The sequence below is a fragment of the Scytonema sp. NUACC21 genome (assembly GCF_054684315.1).
In genome coordinates, this window is the sequence record NZ_BAAFZH010000064.1 from 24,121 (window position 1) to 41,000 (window position 16,880).

Sequence of the window (16,880 nt, forward strand, 5' to 3'; positions counted from 1 at the left end):
AGGTCTACTGATATGGCTTAGTACTTAAAGCAAGAGCTTTGAAAGTAGCTTGTGAACGTGGCTTAAAATCTCCTTTATTGAACAACCAAATTACCTAGCGTTGCACCAAAATTGCTAAGTTGTGCATCATTGCCCAAGCAGCATCAAATGTTGAACGAGGTAAATTTCGTTCTCCTTGAAGTGGGTCATATACTGTCACCATTCCTTGCGCGATCGCAACAACAATCATTGCGTGTGCAACTTTTACTCCATCAATAGGTAGCAAATTGACAAACACAATTGGATACACATCAACTTCTAGTTGAGCAATGAGTTCGCCAATGGAAAGAGTACACTTAACAGTTCTATGCCTATAAAAAATGAGTTTGGATGGCATCCTGGTTTGCTTCGTAGAGCTTTTGCCCTGTCTGCTTTATTTCATCAAAAGGGGTGTATGAAAGAATAACTTCTGATGAGGTATTAACAAGTACTTCTCCCACCTGTCCTAACGAACCAATTCCTGGATAAGCCAAAATTATTGGAACTTGCCATACCTCACCTGTAACGGAGAGTTGAGCTTAATCTGCAGTGAAGCGATCGGGCAAGTAATCGCTAATATACTGATTGACGGTTGCTTGTGCCTGCTCAGCAGTTACTTGAGGTGCGGTTTTCATGAAGAAATTTTTAACAGTCTTAAACTGATAGATAATGTTTATATCTTAACGCTGCTTGTGACTGTAGAAGAGCATTACTCTTTGTAGCTCAAGAAATTTTTATCCTTTATCCTTTTCCAATCTACGTTCGCTTTTAACCAAAAGATACTATGAGTCAAGAACCAATTCAGAATAATGACGATAAAGCAACTTACTCGGAAAAGACCGAAAGAATTCAAGCTTTGAGTCAATTCATTAAGTCAGTGGCTCCTTTTATATGGGCTGCTGTTATTCTCATTGTTCTTATTCCACTGCTAGGCAGAGGGTTTATATCTAGCTCCTTACCAAAACATTTAAGCGACCCTGTTAGCACCAATAAGAGTGAAGTTGTGATTGAAAGAACGCAACAGCCACTGAATCAAATCAACCAAGATATTGTCGCTGCTATCAAAAATGCAGATCGCGAAGCAAAAAGTTTTGCCTCAAAAAGATTAGATAAGTGGGTTGATGAATTGATGGCTAATGTTGATAGTAGTTTTCTCGATTGGTATTTTAATTACTTCAATCAAAAAAAACTTGAGTTTAGCGCTCCTTTTATATGGTTATCTTCTGCTGTGGCGCACCAGATAGATACAAATAATCCGACTCCAGAGCAGGTAGTTGCAGAAAAATTAACTGAAGACTTTCAAATTGAATTTGCCAAACGGGTTTTAAGACCTAAAATTGCACAATTTGAACTTGAGGGTATCACAAGAGACACAGTTAATTGGTATCTTGCAGAATTAGAAAACAGCATTTCTAGTATTCAAAGTAGTTACAAGATTCCTCAAGGAGATTGGGAACGCTATCTAAATGATATCGCTTTCACTATTACTAATAGTGAAGGAATTATTTCTAACTTATCATTGAAGACATTGATAGGTGGAGGTAGTTATCTACTTGCTAAAGCTGCAATTCCTGCTGTGGCAAAGGTAGGAAGTAAATTGGCTGTATCTTTTGCTGGAAAAGCAGGAGCAAAAGTTGCTGCGAAAACTGGGGGTGCTGTTGCTGCCAAGATAGGAGCAGAGTTTTTAGATCCTATAGTCGGTGTAGGTATTATTATTTGGGATTTGTGGGATTACCATCACACAGTTAATGTCAATAGACCAATTCTCAGGCAAGCTATTCTAGATTATTTGAACTTAGTAAAAGATTCACTGCTTGAGAACCCTGAAAATGGAATTATGGCAGCTATCTATCAGTTAGAAAATGGAATTATAAAATAATTTATCACATTTTTCAGATAGGCTACCGTGGTGGTGTACAAGTTGAATTTACCCCCCTTAATCCCCCCTTATAAAGGGGGGAAATCGCATATCCAGTTCCCTCCCCTTTATAAGAGGGCTAGGGAGGGGTGAAACCTTAGTCCGTTATCAGGAGGGAAATCGCATATCCAGTTCCCTCCCCTTTATAAGGGGAGGGCTAGGGAGGGGTGAAACCTTCGTCCGTTATAAGGGGAGGGCTAGGGTGGGGTCAAACCTTCCTTTGTGGATAATTATCTTTTTCTCCATCACCGCTAGCATAACAGACAAATCTGGAGAAACCCTTTGAGCTAAATTTAGCTTTTCCACAGCAGACTCAAAAGTTTTTCCTTGCAGTATCTGATAACCAATTTCCATCAACTCAGCCCAAGTAATATCGCTTTCAATATAAGCTTTAGCTAAGGTAATGAGCAAGCCTATATATTTATTACCTTCAGCTTCAGTCATCATGGTATGTGGAATTTCAAAAATTTCCTCGAAGGAAAAATACCAGGATTTAGGTTGATATTTGAGTGTAGTTTCAAACAAATTTTGTAAATAATTGTGATTGATGGTGCGATCGCTTTTAGCAAAAATCACAAACATTGCAGCTACTGGATGATTTTTCACTTTCTCAAGCATTTCTTGACCCATATCTAAAAAAAGTCGCAATGCAGGAATGCGAAAGCCATCGTAACCAAAATTGCCAGGATTATCTTTATTCAACCATTCATAATAAATTGGCAGGACTTCTACAATTAAATCGACTATTGAATTATTTCCACTAATATAAGGGGCAAATAGTAGAGCTTTATCAATCTGTTTGGGATATTCTAGGGCTAACCAAGCTGCCAAATTTCCGCCAGTTGATAGTCCTCCTACGATGACTTCCTGTCCTAAAGTTCGTGCAACTTCTAACCAAGAAAGTGCGAATTCTTGATAGATTTCCCGTTCTATAGGAAGGGGAGGTGGGTTATTTCCATTCCAATCCCCTGCTACCCCATGACCGGGTTGCAATGGAACTAAAACATTGTAACCTGCGTCAAACAATACTTTTCCCAATGGTTCAAACTGATAAGGTCCAGCGGTAAATCCGTGGAAAAACAGACAAACCTTTGAAGTGGGATGAGGGTGGAAAAAGAATTTTGAGCGACAAGCATTATTTTTGATTGGTAGGTTATCTTCTAGGAATTTCGCTTGTTCAATAATGGTTGCTGTTGTAGTGATATAATCAGATATATTCGACATATCTATGCATATTAGGACAGTTTTTATTTAAGTAAAAAACTATCTAATTTAAATCTACTGTCAGATGGATTAGTAGAGGCGCGGCGGTTTTGCGCCCTTAGAAAAAGAGTTGATTGGGGGTATATGGATGAGGTGAGTAATTCATTTGTGTCATATTATTGTCATTTTTTTGACCAATATTGGTGCGTAGATAACAGAAGCCAAGAAATCAGAAGGTAGCACAAGATTTCCAAGTCTTAACCTTGGCAGGTTAAACTAGGTCTGGTAACAAAGGCTCCATTTAAACTTATGAGGCTTTATGGCAGCAAATGTCCAACAAATCGCCAAGTACTTGAACAACCTTGGTTGGGAATACCGTATTGACGAAGAAGATGACCGTATTATTACAGGTGTAGAAAGTGATAATCTAGAAGACTTCTTAATTGTTGTCCAACTCGATGAAGAAGGTAGGTTCTTCCGCCTCTTTGCACCTCAAGTACTATCGGGAATACAAGACCATCCCCACAAAGCAGCTATACTGCAAACGATGCTTTCTATTTCCTGGGAAACGAAAATGCTGCAGTGGGAGTACGACCCCTCAGATGGTGAAATCCGTGCCATTATTGAGTTTCCTTTAGAGGACTCCATCCTGACAGAAAAACAGTTCAACCGTTGTTTGCACGGGTTAATCCAACTTGTAGACACTGTAGCTATGCCCCGTTTAACAGAGGTGATGGAAACGGGTCAAGATCCTGGAAACGTAGAAATTGGAGAGAGAATTTTACTCAGCATTCAAGAACAGGCTCCCGGATTGCTAGATTTGTTAGAAAAGGCAATGGAAGCCCGCAAGAAACGTGGAAGTTTTCCTAACGAGTGAGCCGATTTGCTAATGAAATAGCTATACTCCAAAGTGATACTCTCTATATACTGAAGTTTTCCAGAGCTGGATAATATGACATCTTATGCAACCTCTACTGCTAAAGCAGAAATGAGTGAACTTAGGCGATTAAAAGGGTTGTTACCGCCAGAATTGCAAAGCTGGGTTACAGTTGAAGGTACAACCGAGGTAAATCCACCCCTCATCCGCAGTGAAGAAATTGGTAAAGACCAGGTAGAAATTCAAATTGACCTGGCAAAATGGGATAATCTTGCTATGGATCAGCGTAACTTGCTGTTCTGGCATGAAGTCGCTCGCATTCAAAATGACACTATTCCCAAAGACGGTTGGGAAATGGCAGCCTTAGCAATTGGTTTGGGCGGTGCTGTAGGGGAGTTGTGGGTTCAGGATGGATTATTGCTGGTACTAGCTTTGGCTTTGTGTGGCGTCTCAGGCTGGCGACTGTACCAAAAAAATAATGGCGAAAAGCAATTCAAAGAATTAGTGGAAGCTGATGAGAAGGCGATCGCTTTAGCAACTCGCTTTGGTTACAGTCTTCCCAACGCTTATAAGAGTTTGGGTAGTGCTTTGAAAACTTTGATTGACACAACTCCTAGCAAGCGCCAGCGGTCTAAGTATGAAGCAAGGCTTTCCGCCCTCAAGCGCAGTGCAAACAAAGCAAGGTCAAAATCCAAAAATATAGAAGAAGGCGCATTTTAGACAGTAATCAGTCATCAGTTATCAGTTCATCCTTCCAAAGAACTTACTGATTGCTGATTGCTGATTACCACTCTCTAGTTACTGTTTGTGCCGCTTCAAGAATAAACTACTTAAACCAAGCAACATCAGCCCAGCAGTTGCTGTTGGTTCGGGTACCTTTTGGGGTGGAATAAATTCGCCCAATTCAGAAGCACTTACCTTAAATGAATAGAGGTACGCAGGAATTAGAGAACTACCATTAGGACAGCCACTGTCAATTGGGACTTGGGTACCGTTAGTACAAACGTCAAATTGAATATCGTCATCATTTTGGGTGACGCTAAAGTCATTATCAGTCCCCAATAAAAGCGCATAGGAACCATCACTGAGTTGGGAACCGATCGCCAAACCCTCAAACTTTTCTGGTATTGGTGCCCCAGTCGCCTTCAGAGATTCGGCAATATCTAAAAATAAAGTTTTACCAACTGATTTGACATCTGTTGGTAAAGTGTTGTTTCCTGCCAAACTAATACCGCTTACATCTGTTGCGCCCGTCAGGTTAATCTTGTAAATTCGTTTGCTGCCAACAGGTGCTTCCCCTAATGGGTCTTCCACTCCAAACCCGCGATTATCTCTTTCTAGCACTAAGAATTCTTTGTCATTGAGGGCTGTAATAGCACTGATACCAATATTACGTCCTTGAGAGTTTGCTCCAAAATCATCATCTGTTCCGGGAATTCGCTCATTAATACTTGTAAGGCTTTCGACTTGATAAATGTACTGAGCCTTACTTTGTCCCGTAGCTGTATCAAATTCTACTAGCCTTAAATTCTGGCTGCGCCTTCCATCTGGCGAACCCTCATTAACTAGAGGATCTTGCAGCAAAGCATAGAGTTTTTTAGCATCTGGGCTGAGAGTTAACCCTTCAAATCCTCTGTTATCCTGACGACCAGTGGTAATGGTTGGACGACCATCCACAAAGTTGAGATCGCCATCAGCTTCTTTAGGAAGGAGATTTTGTGGTGTTGCAAATGCCCTCACAAAAGAACCATCAGGTTTAAATTCGTATACCGACGGTCCGTATTCATCAGAAATGTAGAAATTGCCGTTGGGAGCAATGGCAAATCCTTCCGGATCGAAACTGAGACCCAGGTTTCCCGCATCACCGTTGAGCTTTTCTGGGTTCAATCCGTTAAAATTTTGACCATCCTTAGTAAATAAAATTGTCTCTAGTATCTTAAAGTTAGATATGGCTCCAGTGTTTGGGTTCACATCTAAAGTAAATTTTTGTACCCGTGTTTGGTAGGACAGCACTCCGCCACCCGGACCGCGATCGCCCAGAGCATAGTACACATTGTTACCGCGATCGTAGTAGAGATCCGAGAAATACCCCAAACGATTAATATTGGCACTATTGCCTGCAAACGGGAATAAATCCGTACCTTCACCGGGAAGGGCAAGATTATTGGCAAGGGAGATACCGCGTGCTGATGGTGTAAACCCCATAACACTGACAGCAGACATAATGAGGGAGCTGGTTATTACGGAAAGTAGATGTTTTCTTTGAATCATGGTTAAGGATTAGGGAATTGCTTTTCCTAGCATCTGACTTCCGTATTAAGAACAGGTTAAGTGTTAAATATGTGTTGAGTGTAACATCAAAAATTTACAAACTAGAGTTCCTGCTTGACAGTATCTTCATGAATTGGGTTAAGTTGTCATTTGTCCTTTGTCCTTTGTCCTTTGTCCTTTGTCATTTGTCATTTGTCATTTGTTTTGAGCAAAGGCTAATAGCTCTCAACATAGTTATATTTAATTCTGCCCAACTACTTAGACGTAGGGTGGGCACTGCCCACTAACCACTAACCACTAACTAAAGCTGATTAAGCATTTTGTGAGTCTGAGGCACCACACGGGCTTGTTTAACAAAACGCTTCATCAAAGCTTGCCAATTTAAAACTCGATCTGGGGAAGGCGCAAGTTGAGGTTTATCGGTCAAGGTCAGGGAGGCGTCCAAAGGAGTGACAGGTTGTAGAAAGACTGGGATTGACGGATTGATAGATGCAACTAACTCAGCCGAACGTTCTAATTCAGAAGGATCGGTGGTGTGAGAAACAATTATCTTGACAAAAACTTCCACTTTTGACGTATAACAGAGTTGGAGAAATTCGGCGTGTTCTTGCCAGTAACTTTCGCCACTAGTACTAGGTAATTTAAAATCCATCCCTACAGAATCTAAATAAGGTAAAATTGTGGCTAATTGTTTTGGGCGATGCCCGCCAGACTCTAAGTAGATCGGCAAATTTGTGACAGAACGTACTTGGGGCAGGAATTCCAGCAAAAATGGTGCATGAAGAAGTGGTTCGCCACCAGTCAAGCTGATGGTATCGTGTATAAAAGGTACATCTAGCCGCTCAACCCACTTGAGTAACATCGGTAGTGGAACGGGATTAGAGTAAGTTTCAAAGTCGCGTAATCCAGGGGTTTGCTCTATTTTACAGGTGGCGGGTGCATTCCAAGTATGGGCGCTATCACAGAAGTGACAACGCAAGTCACACAGAGCAAAGCGAATAAAAATCTGACGCGTTCCCACATTCAGTCCTTCCCCCTATACATAGGTACTTTGCCCAAAGAAGAAATAGACCGTCAAGAACTGCAAGCCGTCTTTGCAGCTGAAGGTGATGCGGTCACAACTAAGCTGATTAAGGATCGGAAGACAGGTAAATGCCGTGGCTTCGGTTTCTTGACGGTAAACAATGATGAGCAAGCAGATCAAATCATCGAAAAGTACAATGGCTTCTTGTTCAAGGAATCCCCTATTAAGTTAGAGAAAGCCTTACCTCGTACTAAGGGAGGAGAAGAAGGCAGCGAGGAGCAACAACCAGTAACTAAAGCGCAAAGTCAGTCTGCGAGTAGCGATCGTCCAACCCCCACACAAAAAGAGGGTGGCAACCGTCGCGAGAAAAGTTCTAAGAAGTCTCGTCGTGGTGGCGGTGCTAGAGAAACGGCTCCTGCAACGGCTACAACAGATGATGCTATTCGTCCAGATCCCCGGTGGGCTAATGAGTTGGAAAAACTCAAGCAAATGCTGGCAGCACAAGCTACGAGTTAATCCTCACTCTAGAAAGATTAAAAATCAAAAATTGGTTTTTAATTTTTAAAAGGTTATGGTTGTCCCTCAGTTGTTGAATCTAGGGAAATTTGTAACCATTGTTGTAAGTGCGATCGCAACTGTTGGGAAAACAGCGATCGCTGGCTGTAATTTTCTGTGCGAATAGGCTTGCGTTCTGAATCTAGCATCCAACCATAGTCGCTACTCAGGCGCAGCTTGTTTTGCCAGTCAGAAATAGAAACCACAACTTCAGATGCAGGGCTAATGTCCATATCTTGGACGCGGAACACGTAGTTGAAAGTGTTCTGTTTGCCGGGAGCAACAGTAGAAGGTTGACCGCATTTTTCTAACAGTCGCGATCGCACTTGTTCGACTAGACCAGGGTCTTCAAGCTCTTCCATTGTCCGAACTGCCAAGGTGAGAGCAAAGTAAAATTCTTCGACAGGAACAAATTCTAGTTGCATAGGGGCGTCTTACTTTAAGTTGATGTCAAAAGCTGGTGTCTTAGGTTATTTTCCCAAAGCAACTGCCTTTTTCATTAAATAACGATCTCCTCTCTTCAAATTGGTCGTATTTAGTCTAAATAGGTCACTACCTTTGATTCCTTAATGGGCTAGAGCATTGAACACTGAACCGACGTTCTAAGGGTAGGTATATTTTTGAGCCAGGGTTAGTGTCATAGTTCTACAGGCTTAAGTCCTATGGCAAAAATATACTTGCCATAGGAGGGTTGCATTTTTATACATCATTTAACTGTAGCTTAAATGTGTTTTTTTAATATTTGGCAGAATAAAATTCGACACGGGAAATAAGGTGTGATATGGTACACACCTTTAGAATAATACAAACTATTTGTCATTATAAATTAAGTATTAATTTATACATATACATAAAAGTCAAAAGTTTTTCTAAGAACTCAGGAAACGGGAAGTTTAGGAGTGTTTTACCAACTATTACTGGTATTTTTCTTTTAGAATGGAGTTAAGAAGTATTAATATCTTGGTGTTTGAGAATACTATTGTGTCAAGTTTCTTGCTGAAAAAGAGATTGTGAAATTATGGAATAAAAGCATAGCGAAAAATATATAGGTGTAATTATAAAAACAGAATTTTGATTTATTTATCAAGTAGATAAGCTAAAAATATATCTTGTGAAGTATAAAAATTTTAAATAGATATACGTAAATAAAAAATTGTACTTCTGCAAGCAGATGATGTATAAAAACGTATTCATATTAAATTAAAATAAATAACAATTAAATTTTCATGAAAGTCAAAGGCTAGAGTCAGACTCAAAAATTCGGGAAACCTTTCGTAAGAAAAACACAACAAACTATGAACTCTAGAACTAAGCAACGCATCGCCTTAATTTCAGTTCATGGCGACCCAGCGGTTGAAATTGGGAAAGAAGAAGCTGGAGGACAGAACGTTTACGTGCGCCAAGTGGGAGAGGCACTGGCTAAATTGGGCTGGCAGGTTGAAATGTTTACCCGTAAGGTAAGCGTAGAGCAAGAAACAATAGTACAACACAGCCATAATTGTCGAACCATTCGGTTAGAAGCTGGTGCCGTTGAATTTGTGCCACGGGATAATCTGTTTGGGTATTTGCCAGAATTTGTGGATAATTTCCTCAAATTCCAGCAGGAAAACAACTATGTATATCCCTTAGTTCATACAAACTATTGGCTCTCGGGTTGGGTCGGGATGCAGTTGAAGGAACTTCAAGGGAGTAAACAGGTGCATACCTATCACTCTCTGGGAGTCGTTAAATACAACACAATAGACACGATTCCGCTGATAGCCAGTACTCGGTTAGCAGTAGAGAAACAAGTTTTGGAGACATCTGAACGAATTGTGGCGACGAGTCCGCAGGAAAAGGAACATATGCGAACTCTGGTGTCCACTAAAGGTAGTATCGGCATTATTCCTTGTGGTACTGACATTCGGCGGTTTGGTTGTGTTGACCGACAAGCAGCAAGGACTAAATTGGGCATTGACCAAGAAGCTAAAGTTGTGTTGTATGTAGGTCGTTTTGACCCACGCAAGGGCATAGAAACATTGGTGCGTGCAGTGGGCGAGTCTCAGGTTCGTAATTTAGATAATTTTCAACTTATTATTGGTGGTGGTAGCTGTCCCGGTCATAGTGACGGGATGGAACGCGATCGCATTGAGAGTATTGTGAGTGAGTTGGGTATGACCGATTTCACTACCTTTCCAGGTCGCCTAAGTCAGGACATTTTGCCATATTACTACGCTGCGGCAGATGTTTGCGTTGTGCCCAGTCACTATGAACCCTTTGGATTGGTGGCGATCGAAGCTATGGCAAGTGGTACACCAGTGATTGCGAGTGATGTAGGCGGGCTTCAATTTACAGTCATACCAGAAGAAACCGGTTTACTTGCACCACCACAAAATGTTGCCGCTTTCTCTGCTGCTATTGACCGAATTCTCAACAATCCACAGTTGCGCGATGAATTGGGTGAAGGCGGTAGAAAGCGAGTTGAAACCAAGTTTAGTTGGGATGGAGTAGCTTCTCAACTGGGTCAACTCTATACTCAAATTTTACAAGTAACTCCCGAGGAAAAACTGCAAGAAGCTTCTGAGAAAGTCCCGCAAGAAGTGATTTTAGCGAGTTAGTACTGTTCTCGAACTGTAAGTCGCAAGTAACCAAAAGTCTATAGTCGAGAGATGGCACCTAAAAATAGCTGATTCTGGACCATAGACTTTTGCGTTAAACAATTTCTCAGCAATTTCTTCTGAATAAGGTTTTTTTATAAGTATTCAAATGATTATAATTATGAACCGGGAATACAGATACTTCAGTAATTTCCCGAATTAACTTTATAATTTCATGAGAAAGTTAATTTTTCCGTAAAAATCTCAGTAATTACAGGCAACATCACAAGCCATGTTTTAACGTGGAAAATATACAAATAATATCTTATACCAGCACAAAGACGTTTTTTAAGTATAAACTTTGATTGGAACTGAATGAGGGTTGATACTATTAGTGTTGGAATAAGGTTATTTTTGCCTACATGATTGGGAAAAATAGTCAGTTTCAGGGGTTATCGTTATTTGCAAAGTTTACGTAAAAGTAGTCTTGAAAGCTGTAGTGATTCAGTAATTCTCAGGAAACCATATTGTTTATTGAGACAAATATTATGATTCAGCGCACGTTACTTCTGATTTTAGGTTTAGTAAGCCTTGGATTATTTGCGGCACCTAACCCAGCAAAAGCCCTGACAATCAAATACGATTCAAATTTCACAGACAGAGACTTTGAAAATCTCATCGAACGGGGGCAATTTTCAGAAAAGTTTGTTGCTGAAGGACGAATTGGGGATCTAGGTGGTCTTGCCACTTACGAACTCAGTCTTAATGAAGATATTAAGCAAGGTGGTCAGCCTGTGGAGCAACAACAGTATGCTTGGGGTAACAATCAGCCAGTAGACTTCAGCTTGGAATACACTGGAAGTGCTGTGAAATACGTTGTTGATGGTCAGACTCTTTCCAGTACTGCTTTTAATGGTCCGGTGACTGACATTTTCATCCGTACCTTTGCATCAAATAATAGTGTTCTACAACTGACTAACTTAGCGTTTAACGGTACAGGAATTCAAGACCTGGGCTCTTCTTCTCTGGGTATTGCCTCAGACGTAGATTATCTACAGATTAGTAATATAAGCGATCCCTTCGTGCTGAGTGGCAAAACATCATTATTTTGGGCATCGAATGCAACTCCACCAAGGAATTCTCAACTGGCATATCAGTTTAAAGTTGGCGGTTCTTCCAAAACAAGCGTACCTGAAGCCGATACATTTGGTGCGATCGCTTTGGCAGCAGTTGCTCTGATAGATTACAGTCGAAGAAAGAAAGCTGCTTAACAACAGTCCTGCTTTAAAGATTCACGCCGAGGGTACAAATTTTCGGCGTGCATTTGATATGCTAATAGCGCTATACTTACCAACGACTATATAGATGACCAAATCAGTAAATTCAGTAAACAGTAATAACTGAAGAACTGACAACTGGTAGCTAATAACTGTTAAAACGGCAAATCGTTGTGCAAACCTTTGACTTTACAACTCTTACAGCTGTTTGTAGCGATCTCCGCGCTAACTGGCTACCATCGCGTATAGAGCAGGTCTACCAGCGCAATAGCTACACCATTGCCATAGCACTCCGGACTATAAAAGAACGGGGTTGGCTGGAAATATCTTGGCACGCCCAAGCTGCACGCCTACACATTGGCGCACCTCCACCAAGAACGCCAGATACCTTTACCTTCAGCCAACAGCTGATACACCAGTTAGGAGGTTTGGCGCTGGTAGCGATTGAGACAATTGCCCCCTGGGAACGTGTGGTTGATTTGCAGTTTGCCCGTCGTCCGGGAGAAAGCGCCTTGTATCACCTATACGTTGAAATTATGGGCAAATATAGCAATGTTATTCTGACCGATTCTAGTAACACAATCATTACGGTCGCCCATCAAGTCAACCAACAACAATCGAGTGTTCGTCCCATTCTGACCGGACAGCCGTATGAAAAACCACCTCGTCTTACCGCTACCACGCCCAGTTTAACGGAATCTCAAGAACGCTGGCAAGAACGGGTTAGTTTAGTGCCGGGAGCAATCAAACGTCAGTTACTCAAGACCTACCGTGGGCTTTCTCCTTCACTGTTACAGTCCATGCTACAGGTATCAGAGATAGATTCAGACAGTTCGACGGATCACCTCAAAGCAGAAGATTGGCAGCGCCTGTTTCATTACTGGCGTGAATGGTTACAAAGATTAGAAAGTGAAAAGTATGAACCTGCTTGGACAGAAGACGGATACACTGTCCTTGGTTGGGGTATTCTCAAACCAGCTAAGAATGTCCAAGAGGTACTCAATCAGTATTACACTGACCAGTTTAATCTACAAACATTTTCTCAACTGCGGCATCAGTTGAATCAGAAACTCAATAATATTTTGGAAAAATTGCGGCTGAAGGCTGCGACTTTTAGGCAACGCTTACAGCAGTCTGAGAAAGCGGATGAGTATCGGCAAAAAGCTGATTTGTTAATGGCGCATCTTCATGAATGGCAGGTGGGGATGAAAGAGATTATCCTTCCTGATTTTGAAACAGGCGAACCCGTGAAGATTGCCTTAGAACCAGATAAAAATGCAGTGCAAAATGCTCAGGGGCTGTACAAACAGCACCAAAAACTCAAACGCGCCCGTTCTGCGGTTGAACCACTTTTGTTAGAGGTCAATGCTGAAATTGATTATTTAGAGCAGGTGGAAGCAGCGATTTCTCAGATAGAGAATTACAAAACACCAGAGGACTTACAAGCCCTGGAAGAAATCCGTGAGGAACTGATTCAGCAGCAGTATTTGGAAGACTCGGAGTATCGCCGTCGCAGTTCCACTGACGCAGCTAGTACTAATTTTCATCGTTTCCAAACTCCCAGTGGTTTTGAAGTCTTAATTGGTCGCAATAATCGCCAGAATGACCAATTAACATTTCGGGTCGCCAATGATTACGATTTATGGTTTCATGCACAAGAAATTCCAGGAAGCCACGTACTTTTGCGTTTGGAACCAGGTGCAGTTCCAGAGGAAAGCGATTTACAGTACGTTGCTAATCTAGCAGCATATTATAGTCGCAGCCGTCAAAGTGACCAAGTGCCAATTGTCTATACGCAACCAAAGAACGTTTACAAGCCTAAGGGAGCTAAACCAGGAATTGCTATTTACAAGCAGGAGCGTGTCATTTGGGGACAACCGCAGTTAGTTAGTGGTCATTAGTCAAGGGTCAAGGGTCATTTTTATCGAAGAAAGCCAGAGGGCGGAGGGCAGACGGCAGAAGGAAAAATTGTAGAATTTAATACAAAGAAGTCTTCTGTGCTTTACCAAACGGTCTAAAGCCCCTGAATTTATTGCTGGGACTTCCCTGTTAAGAGTTGCCTTGTAATTAGATTTAAGGACAAAGGACAAAAGTTTTTGATTTAGTTATTTGCCTCATCGTGATGTACCATATGATTGAATTCTTCTTAAAGATAGAAGCAATTTTTCTATTGGTATATCTTTTTTTGATAAAATTGCCTTAAAAATCTGTGTAGGCTGTTACAATCTTGTAAAGAAAAGTTTCCCGGTGCGCTTTGGGAACGCACATTTTGGGTTTAACTCTCTAGAAAAGACAACGCAAAGAAAATTTTAATAGACCAGCTGTGGTAGGCTGGTCTTTTTGTCAGGTTTAGAAACTAAAAGTCGTTCTTATGGCACCAATAATAACATCATCGTTGTTACTGTTGTGGTCTGGTGCCGTCAGCCAGATAACTCCGGGAGTGATGGTGATGTTGTCGTTGACTTGATACTGGTAGAACGCTTCAATGTGATATGAAGTGTCTGTGTCTGTGGACAGTTGATCGATGCTGGAACCAGTTACTTTAGGTTCCATACCAAAAATGATACCCCCTAAATTACCTTTCTTCCCAAGGTCAGGGAATCCTAACGTGACAGCCCAGTTCCAAATGTCAAGGTCGCCACGGTCAATTCTTCCTCCCTGTGTGGACAAGTTACGAGCGTTGGTGTATCCAACCCAGCCACCTAAAACAAATTTATCGCTCAAACCAAGGGATGCTTGTAGACCGTAGGAATTACTGGAAAATGGTACGTTTAACTCGTCAGGTTCTCCATCTACGTCAAAGTCAAAGTTGGAGTTGAAGAACGATATTGGATTTGCCCGCGTGCTTCCTGCTACCACTTCCTGGTTGTAGGCATTAATGTAGGTGAAGGCAATACTAAAGCGATCGCTTGGTTTAATGGTAAGTTGTGCGAGGGCACCGTAAGGACCGTTAAATATACCATTACCAAGGGAGGGATCGTTGGGTGAACTTCCCAAATATCCTAAAGAGAGTGACACCGTATCTCCGAAAGCTTGGGTAATTCCCAATCCCGCACCATCCATTTGATAGTAAATAGGGTTGCGCGTGCCAAAAGTGGACAAAGCACCAAATGAACCATCGCCATCAAAGATGTTGACTGTAGTAGTTATATCGTCCGCCGCCCCAGCGTTAGCGATCGCAATGACCTCTGTGCTTTTAGTCAGGGGAAATTTGTACCAAAGTGCATCCAGGACAACATCAGCACTGCCATCATCACCTGCAAAGTACAAACTGCCTTCTGGTGTTCCCAGATCGGGGTTAACGATATTATTTGCCTGAAGTCTGGTAAACAAAGTATCTTCTCCAGTGAAGCTAGTTACTAGTTCTACCCGTGTTCGTGCCCCGAAAGTTGTATTGTTATCTTTAACCTCTACATCGTTAACTGTGTCGCCTCCAAAAACATCGGTAATGGCAGCAACAACTTGCCCTTGCAGTTTGGTAGTGGTAGAAAATTGATTGGCTTCTAACTTAGGCAATGCCACAGCTAAGCCATTCAAGATTCAACATTCAACATTAAGAAAACCAGCGCACTTTCAGTAGCCTAGCTCCTAGCTGTATGCTTTGTTAAAAGCATGACAGCTTAACTTAGCTTTGGGAATTGCGTCGCAGTGCTCTAAACGGTCAAACGATAACGTCCCTTTCTTCTTCTTGCTTTAATGACATTTCTCCCGTCTGGAGTTCGCATTCTTGCCCGAAAACCAGATGTTCTTTTTCTTTTACGGTTGGTTCCCTCTAGGGTTCTCTTCATACTTTTGCCCTCTCTAGATGATTTTTATAAAAAAAGTCACAATTTACAATTTTATCATATATCCCGAAAACAGCGAACAGTTATCAGTCATGGTAACGGAGCAAGCTTTTGGAATAAAGCCAGACGAATTCTACTGATAACTGAAACCACACTTAAATTAGCTGATGCTAAGAATCCACGTCCCGAGGTATTGAGAGAGCGGTACATCACCAGGGGACTGAACGCTGCAGTTGAAATAAAAAATTCCTCCAGATGGTGGGTTTTTTACGTTAGAGAGAACAACTTCCACATTACTACCGGCTGGTATTGGCTCTTGGGGAAACAGTTCAATCACCTGATTTTCCTTATCCCATTTCGCCTCAGATAAGGGAACTTCTTTGCCTCTGACCCGAATCTCCATCTTCTTAGGGTCAAAACTCCCTTTAAAATAATTAGGATAACCGATCACAATCTGAGCAACTGCCCTTTTCATCTTTCTGTTAGGAATTCGCAGGCGATAGCGATCCCAACCATTGGTTTGACCGCCAAAATCTAAGCGAAAGGGTAATTGATTTTCGCCTTTAACACCGCTAAACAGCGTGAATCCGGGCAAACCCTCTGCCGAACTTATGGCTGGTAAAGTAACTAGTAAACAGCTAGCTACGGCTAAAGCGGAAAGTAAACGTCGCATCACAATCGAGCTCCTCTGGCAAAAATCCGTTTTTTGTTAATGGTTAGTGGTTAGCGGTTAGTAAGGTCAGGACAAGACACTACTACCTGTTAACCAACTCTGTAACTAAACTTTACTACTGACTTTGAAAAAATGGACGTAACATGATGAGAAAAGTGCCATATAAGTATTTTTGTGGGTAATGTTCTCTGAATATTTGTATGTTTTATTACATTTATGAAGGGGGAGTTTTATACTTAAGTGAAAACACTGTTAGCATTAGCTCCTATTGCTGAATATGTAAAAATATATAAATATATTTTTTTTGTGATAAAAGTTCAGCTATTGATAGAGACATTAAGATTTAACTTGGGCTAAGTTGAGTAGAATAATTTTTACTCAAAGCAGAAGTTTAAAAGGTCTTTGAGAATAACTTTATTCAAAAGAATTTGATTAATATTGCGATATGTAAAAAAACATAAAGAAAATCTTTCAATACCTAAAAGAAGTTGAAGAGAAAGACGCAAAAATTGGGGATCAATTTAGGATCGGCAATAGAGAACCCTATAAAAGTCATGAAGGATAAAGGGTGAAAGGACAAGTGAAAGTAACAGCACACAGACAAGACCTAAAATCTGTTCGTGGAGTTCACAATAGGAAAGAGGGTCGAGCTTTCTAGCCTAGAGATTTAGCGATGAAATAGACTTTATCCTTCAAACTTCAG

The 16,880-nt window shown here is 41.2% G+C and carries 14 protein-coding genes and 2 pseudogenes; 7 read left to right on the forward strand and 9 right to left on the reverse strand.

The window, feature by feature from the left end; genetic code table 11:
- Window positions 1–94: 94 nt before the first annotated feature.
- Both ACYRY3_RS10810 and ACYRY3_RS10815 read right to left on the reverse strand, forming a co-directional pair.
- Entirely contained in the window at window positions 95–376 is a 282-nt protein-coding gene (locus ACYRY3_RS10810) for a cysteine peptidase family C39 domain-containing protein (RefSeq protein WP_460201677.1), read from the reverse strand.
- On the reverse strand, window positions 351–512 hold the full coding sequence (locus ACYRY3_RS10815; protein WP_460201678.1) for a hypothetical protein: 162 nt from the start codon (window positions 510–512) through the stop codon (window positions 351–353). The genes ACYRY3_RS10810 and ACYRY3_RS10815 overlap by 26 nt, the downstream gene beginning before the upstream one ends.
- A gap of 290 nt (window positions 513–802) precedes the next feature.
- On the opposite strand from ACYRY3_RS10815, the gene ACYRY3_RS10820 reads away from it, so the two are divergent.
- Window positions 803–1,897, forward strand: coding sequence for a hypothetical protein (locus ACYRY3_RS10820; RefSeq protein WP_460201679.1), 1,095 nt, complete (start codon window positions 803–805; stop codon window positions 1,895–1,897).
- 222 nt (window positions 1,898–2,119) lie between these two features.
- Here the strand turns inward: ACYRY3_RS10820 and ACYRY3_RS10825 are convergent, their stop codons facing one another.
- Window positions 2,120–3,160, reverse strand: a complete 1,041-nt coding sequence (locus ACYRY3_RS10825; RefSeq protein ID WP_460201680.1) for an alpha/beta hydrolase — start codon at window positions 3,158–3,160, stop codon at window positions 2,120–2,122.
- A 298-nt stretch (window positions 3,161–3,458) separates the two neighbouring features.
- Between ACYRY3_RS10825 and ACYRY3_RS10830 the strand changes: the two genes are divergently transcribed.
- Window positions 3,459–4,016: a hypothetical protein gene (locus ACYRY3_RS10830; protein WP_460201681.1), complete on the forward strand. Its 558-nt coding sequence runs from the start codon at window positions 3,459–3,461 to the stop codon at window positions 4,014–4,016.
- Between the two features lie 75 nt (window positions 4,017–4,091).
- Window positions 4,092–4,736, forward strand: a complete 645-nt coding sequence (locus ACYRY3_RS10835) for a DUF3318 domain-containing protein (RefSeq protein ID WP_460201682.1) — start codon at window positions 4,092–4,094, stop codon at window positions 4,734–4,736.
- Between the two features lie 78 nt (window positions 4,737–4,814).
- On the opposite strand, the gene ACYRY3_RS10840 is transcribed toward ACYRY3_RS10835, so the two are convergent.
- Window positions 4,815–6,287, reverse strand: coding sequence for an esterase-like activity of phytase family protein (locus tag ACYRY3_RS10840; RefSeq protein WP_460201684.1), 1,473 nt, complete (start codon window positions 6,285–6,287; stop codon window positions 4,815–4,817).
- A gap of 301 nt (window positions 6,288–6,588) precedes the next feature.
- A pseudogene (locus tag ACYRY3_RS10845) lies at window positions 6,589–7,323 on the reverse strand (7-carboxy-7-deazaguanine synthase QueE); the annotation flags it as partial.
- A gap of 15 nt (window positions 7,324–7,338) precedes the next feature.
- On the opposite strand from ACYRY3_RS10845, the gene ACYRY3_RS10850 reads away from it, so the two are divergent.
- Window positions 7,339–7,827 (forward strand): RNA recognition motif domain-containing protein, encoded by a 489-nt coding sequence (locus ACYRY3_RS10850; RefSeq protein WP_460201685.1) that lies wholly within the window; start codon window positions 7,339–7,341, stop codon window positions 7,825–7,827.
- 53 nt (window positions 7,828–7,880) lie between these two features.
- Here ACYRY3_RS10850 and ACYRY3_RS10855 read toward each other — a convergent pair whose 3' ends face one another.
- Window positions 7,881–8,291: a hypothetical protein gene (locus tag ACYRY3_RS10855; protein ID WP_460201686.1), complete on the reverse strand. Its 411-nt coding sequence runs from the start codon at window positions 8,289–8,291 to the stop codon at window positions 7,881–7,883.
- An 870-nt stretch (window positions 8,292–9,161) separates the two neighbouring features.
- Here ACYRY3_RS10855 and ACYRY3_RS10860 point away from each other — a divergent pair.
- The 3 genes from ACYRY3_RS10860 to ACYRY3_RS10870 all read left to right on the forward strand — a co-directional run bounded on the left by ACYRY3_RS10860 (window position 9,162) and on the right by ACYRY3_RS10870 (window position 13,620).
- The gene (locus tag ACYRY3_RS10860) at window positions 9,162–10,463 is read left to right on the forward strand and encodes a glycosyltransferase family 4 protein (RefSeq protein ID WP_460201687.1); all 1,302 of its coding nucleotides are present in this window, start codon (window positions 9,162–9,164) and stop codon (window positions 10,461–10,463) included.
- Between the two features lie 527 nt (window positions 10,464–10,990).
- Window positions 10,991–11,713, forward strand: a complete 723-nt coding sequence (locus ACYRY3_RS10865; RefSeq protein ID WP_460201688.1) for a choice-of-anchor W domain-containing protein — start codon at window positions 10,991–10,993, stop codon at window positions 11,711–11,713.
- 179 nt (window positions 11,714–11,892) lie between these two features.
- The gene (locus ACYRY3_RS10870) at window positions 11,893–13,620 is read left to right on the forward strand and encodes an Rqc2 family fibronectin-binding protein (protein ID WP_460201689.1); all 1,728 of its coding nucleotides are present in this window, start codon (window positions 11,893–11,895) and stop codon (window positions 13,618–13,620) included.
- Window positions 13,621–14,068: 448 nt separating this feature from the next.
- Here the strand turns inward: ACYRY3_RS10870 and ACYRY3_RS10875 are convergent.
- The 3 genes and pseudogenes from ACYRY3_RS10875 to ACYRY3_RS10885 all read right to left on the reverse strand — a co-directional run.
- Window positions 14,069–15,229, reverse strand: a pseudogene (locus ACYRY3_RS10875) (iron uptake porin); the annotation flags it as partial.
- Window positions 15,230–15,372: 143 nt separating this feature from the next.
- Window positions 15,373–15,507, reverse strand: a complete 135-nt coding sequence (gene rpmH / locus ACYRY3_RS10880) for a 50S ribosomal protein L34 (RefSeq protein WP_460201690.1) — start codon at window positions 15,505–15,507, stop codon at window positions 15,373–15,375.
- A 157-nt stretch (window positions 15,508–15,664) separates the two neighbouring features.
- Window positions 15,665–16,177, reverse strand: coding sequence for a DUF2808 domain-containing protein (locus tag ACYRY3_RS10885; protein ID WP_460201691.1), 513 nt, complete (start codon window positions 16,175–16,177; stop codon window positions 15,665–15,667).
- Window positions 16,178–16,880 lie beyond the last annotated feature (703 nt).

Excerpts from the sequence above, each read along its gene's own strand:
- ACYRY3_RS10860 (WP_460201687.1), top strand. The coding sequence starts at position 9,162 with ATGAACTCTAGAACTAAGCAACGCATCGCCTTAATTTCAGTTCATGGC.
- ACYRY3_RS10885 (WP_460201691.1), bottom strand. The coding sequence starts at position 16,177 with ATGCGACGTTTACTTTCCGCTTTAGCCGTAGCTAGCTGTTTACTAGTT.
- ACYRY3_RS10835 (WP_460201682.1), top strand. The coding sequence starts at position 4,092 with ATGACATCTTATGCAACCTCTACTGCTAAAGCAGAAATGAGTGAACTT.
- ACYRY3_RS10825 (WP_460201680.1), bottom strand. The coding sequence starts at position 3,160 with ATGTCGAATATATCTGATTATATCACTACAACAGCAACCATTATTGAA.
- ACYRY3_RS10830 (WP_460201681.1), top strand. The coding sequence starts at position 3,459 with ATGGCAGCAAATGTCCAACAAATCGCCAAGTACTTGAACAACCTTGGT.
- ACYRY3_RS10855 (WP_460201686.1), bottom strand. The coding sequence starts at position 8,291 with ATGCAACTAGAATTTGTTCCTGTCGAAGAATTTTACTTTGCTCTCACC.
- rpmH (WP_460201690.1), bottom strand. The coding sequence starts at position 15,507 with ATGAAGAGAACCCTAGAGGGAACCAACCGTAAAAGAAAAAGAACATCT.
- ACYRY3_RS10840 (WP_460201684.1), bottom strand. The coding sequence starts at position 6,287 with ATGATTCAAAGAAAACATCTACTTTCCGTAATAACCAGCTCCCTCATT.
- ACYRY3_RS10810 (WP_460201677.1), bottom strand. The coding sequence starts at position 376 with ATGCCATCCAAACTCATTTTTTATAGGCATAGAACTGTTAAGTGTACT.
- ACYRY3_RS10820 (WP_460201679.1), top strand. The coding sequence starts at position 803 with ATGAGTCAAGAACCAATTCAGAATAATGACGATAAAGCAACTTACTCG.
- ACYRY3_RS10865 (WP_460201688.1), top strand. The coding sequence starts at position 10,991 with ATGATTCAGCGCACGTTACTTCTGATTTTAGGTTTAGTAAGCCTTGGA.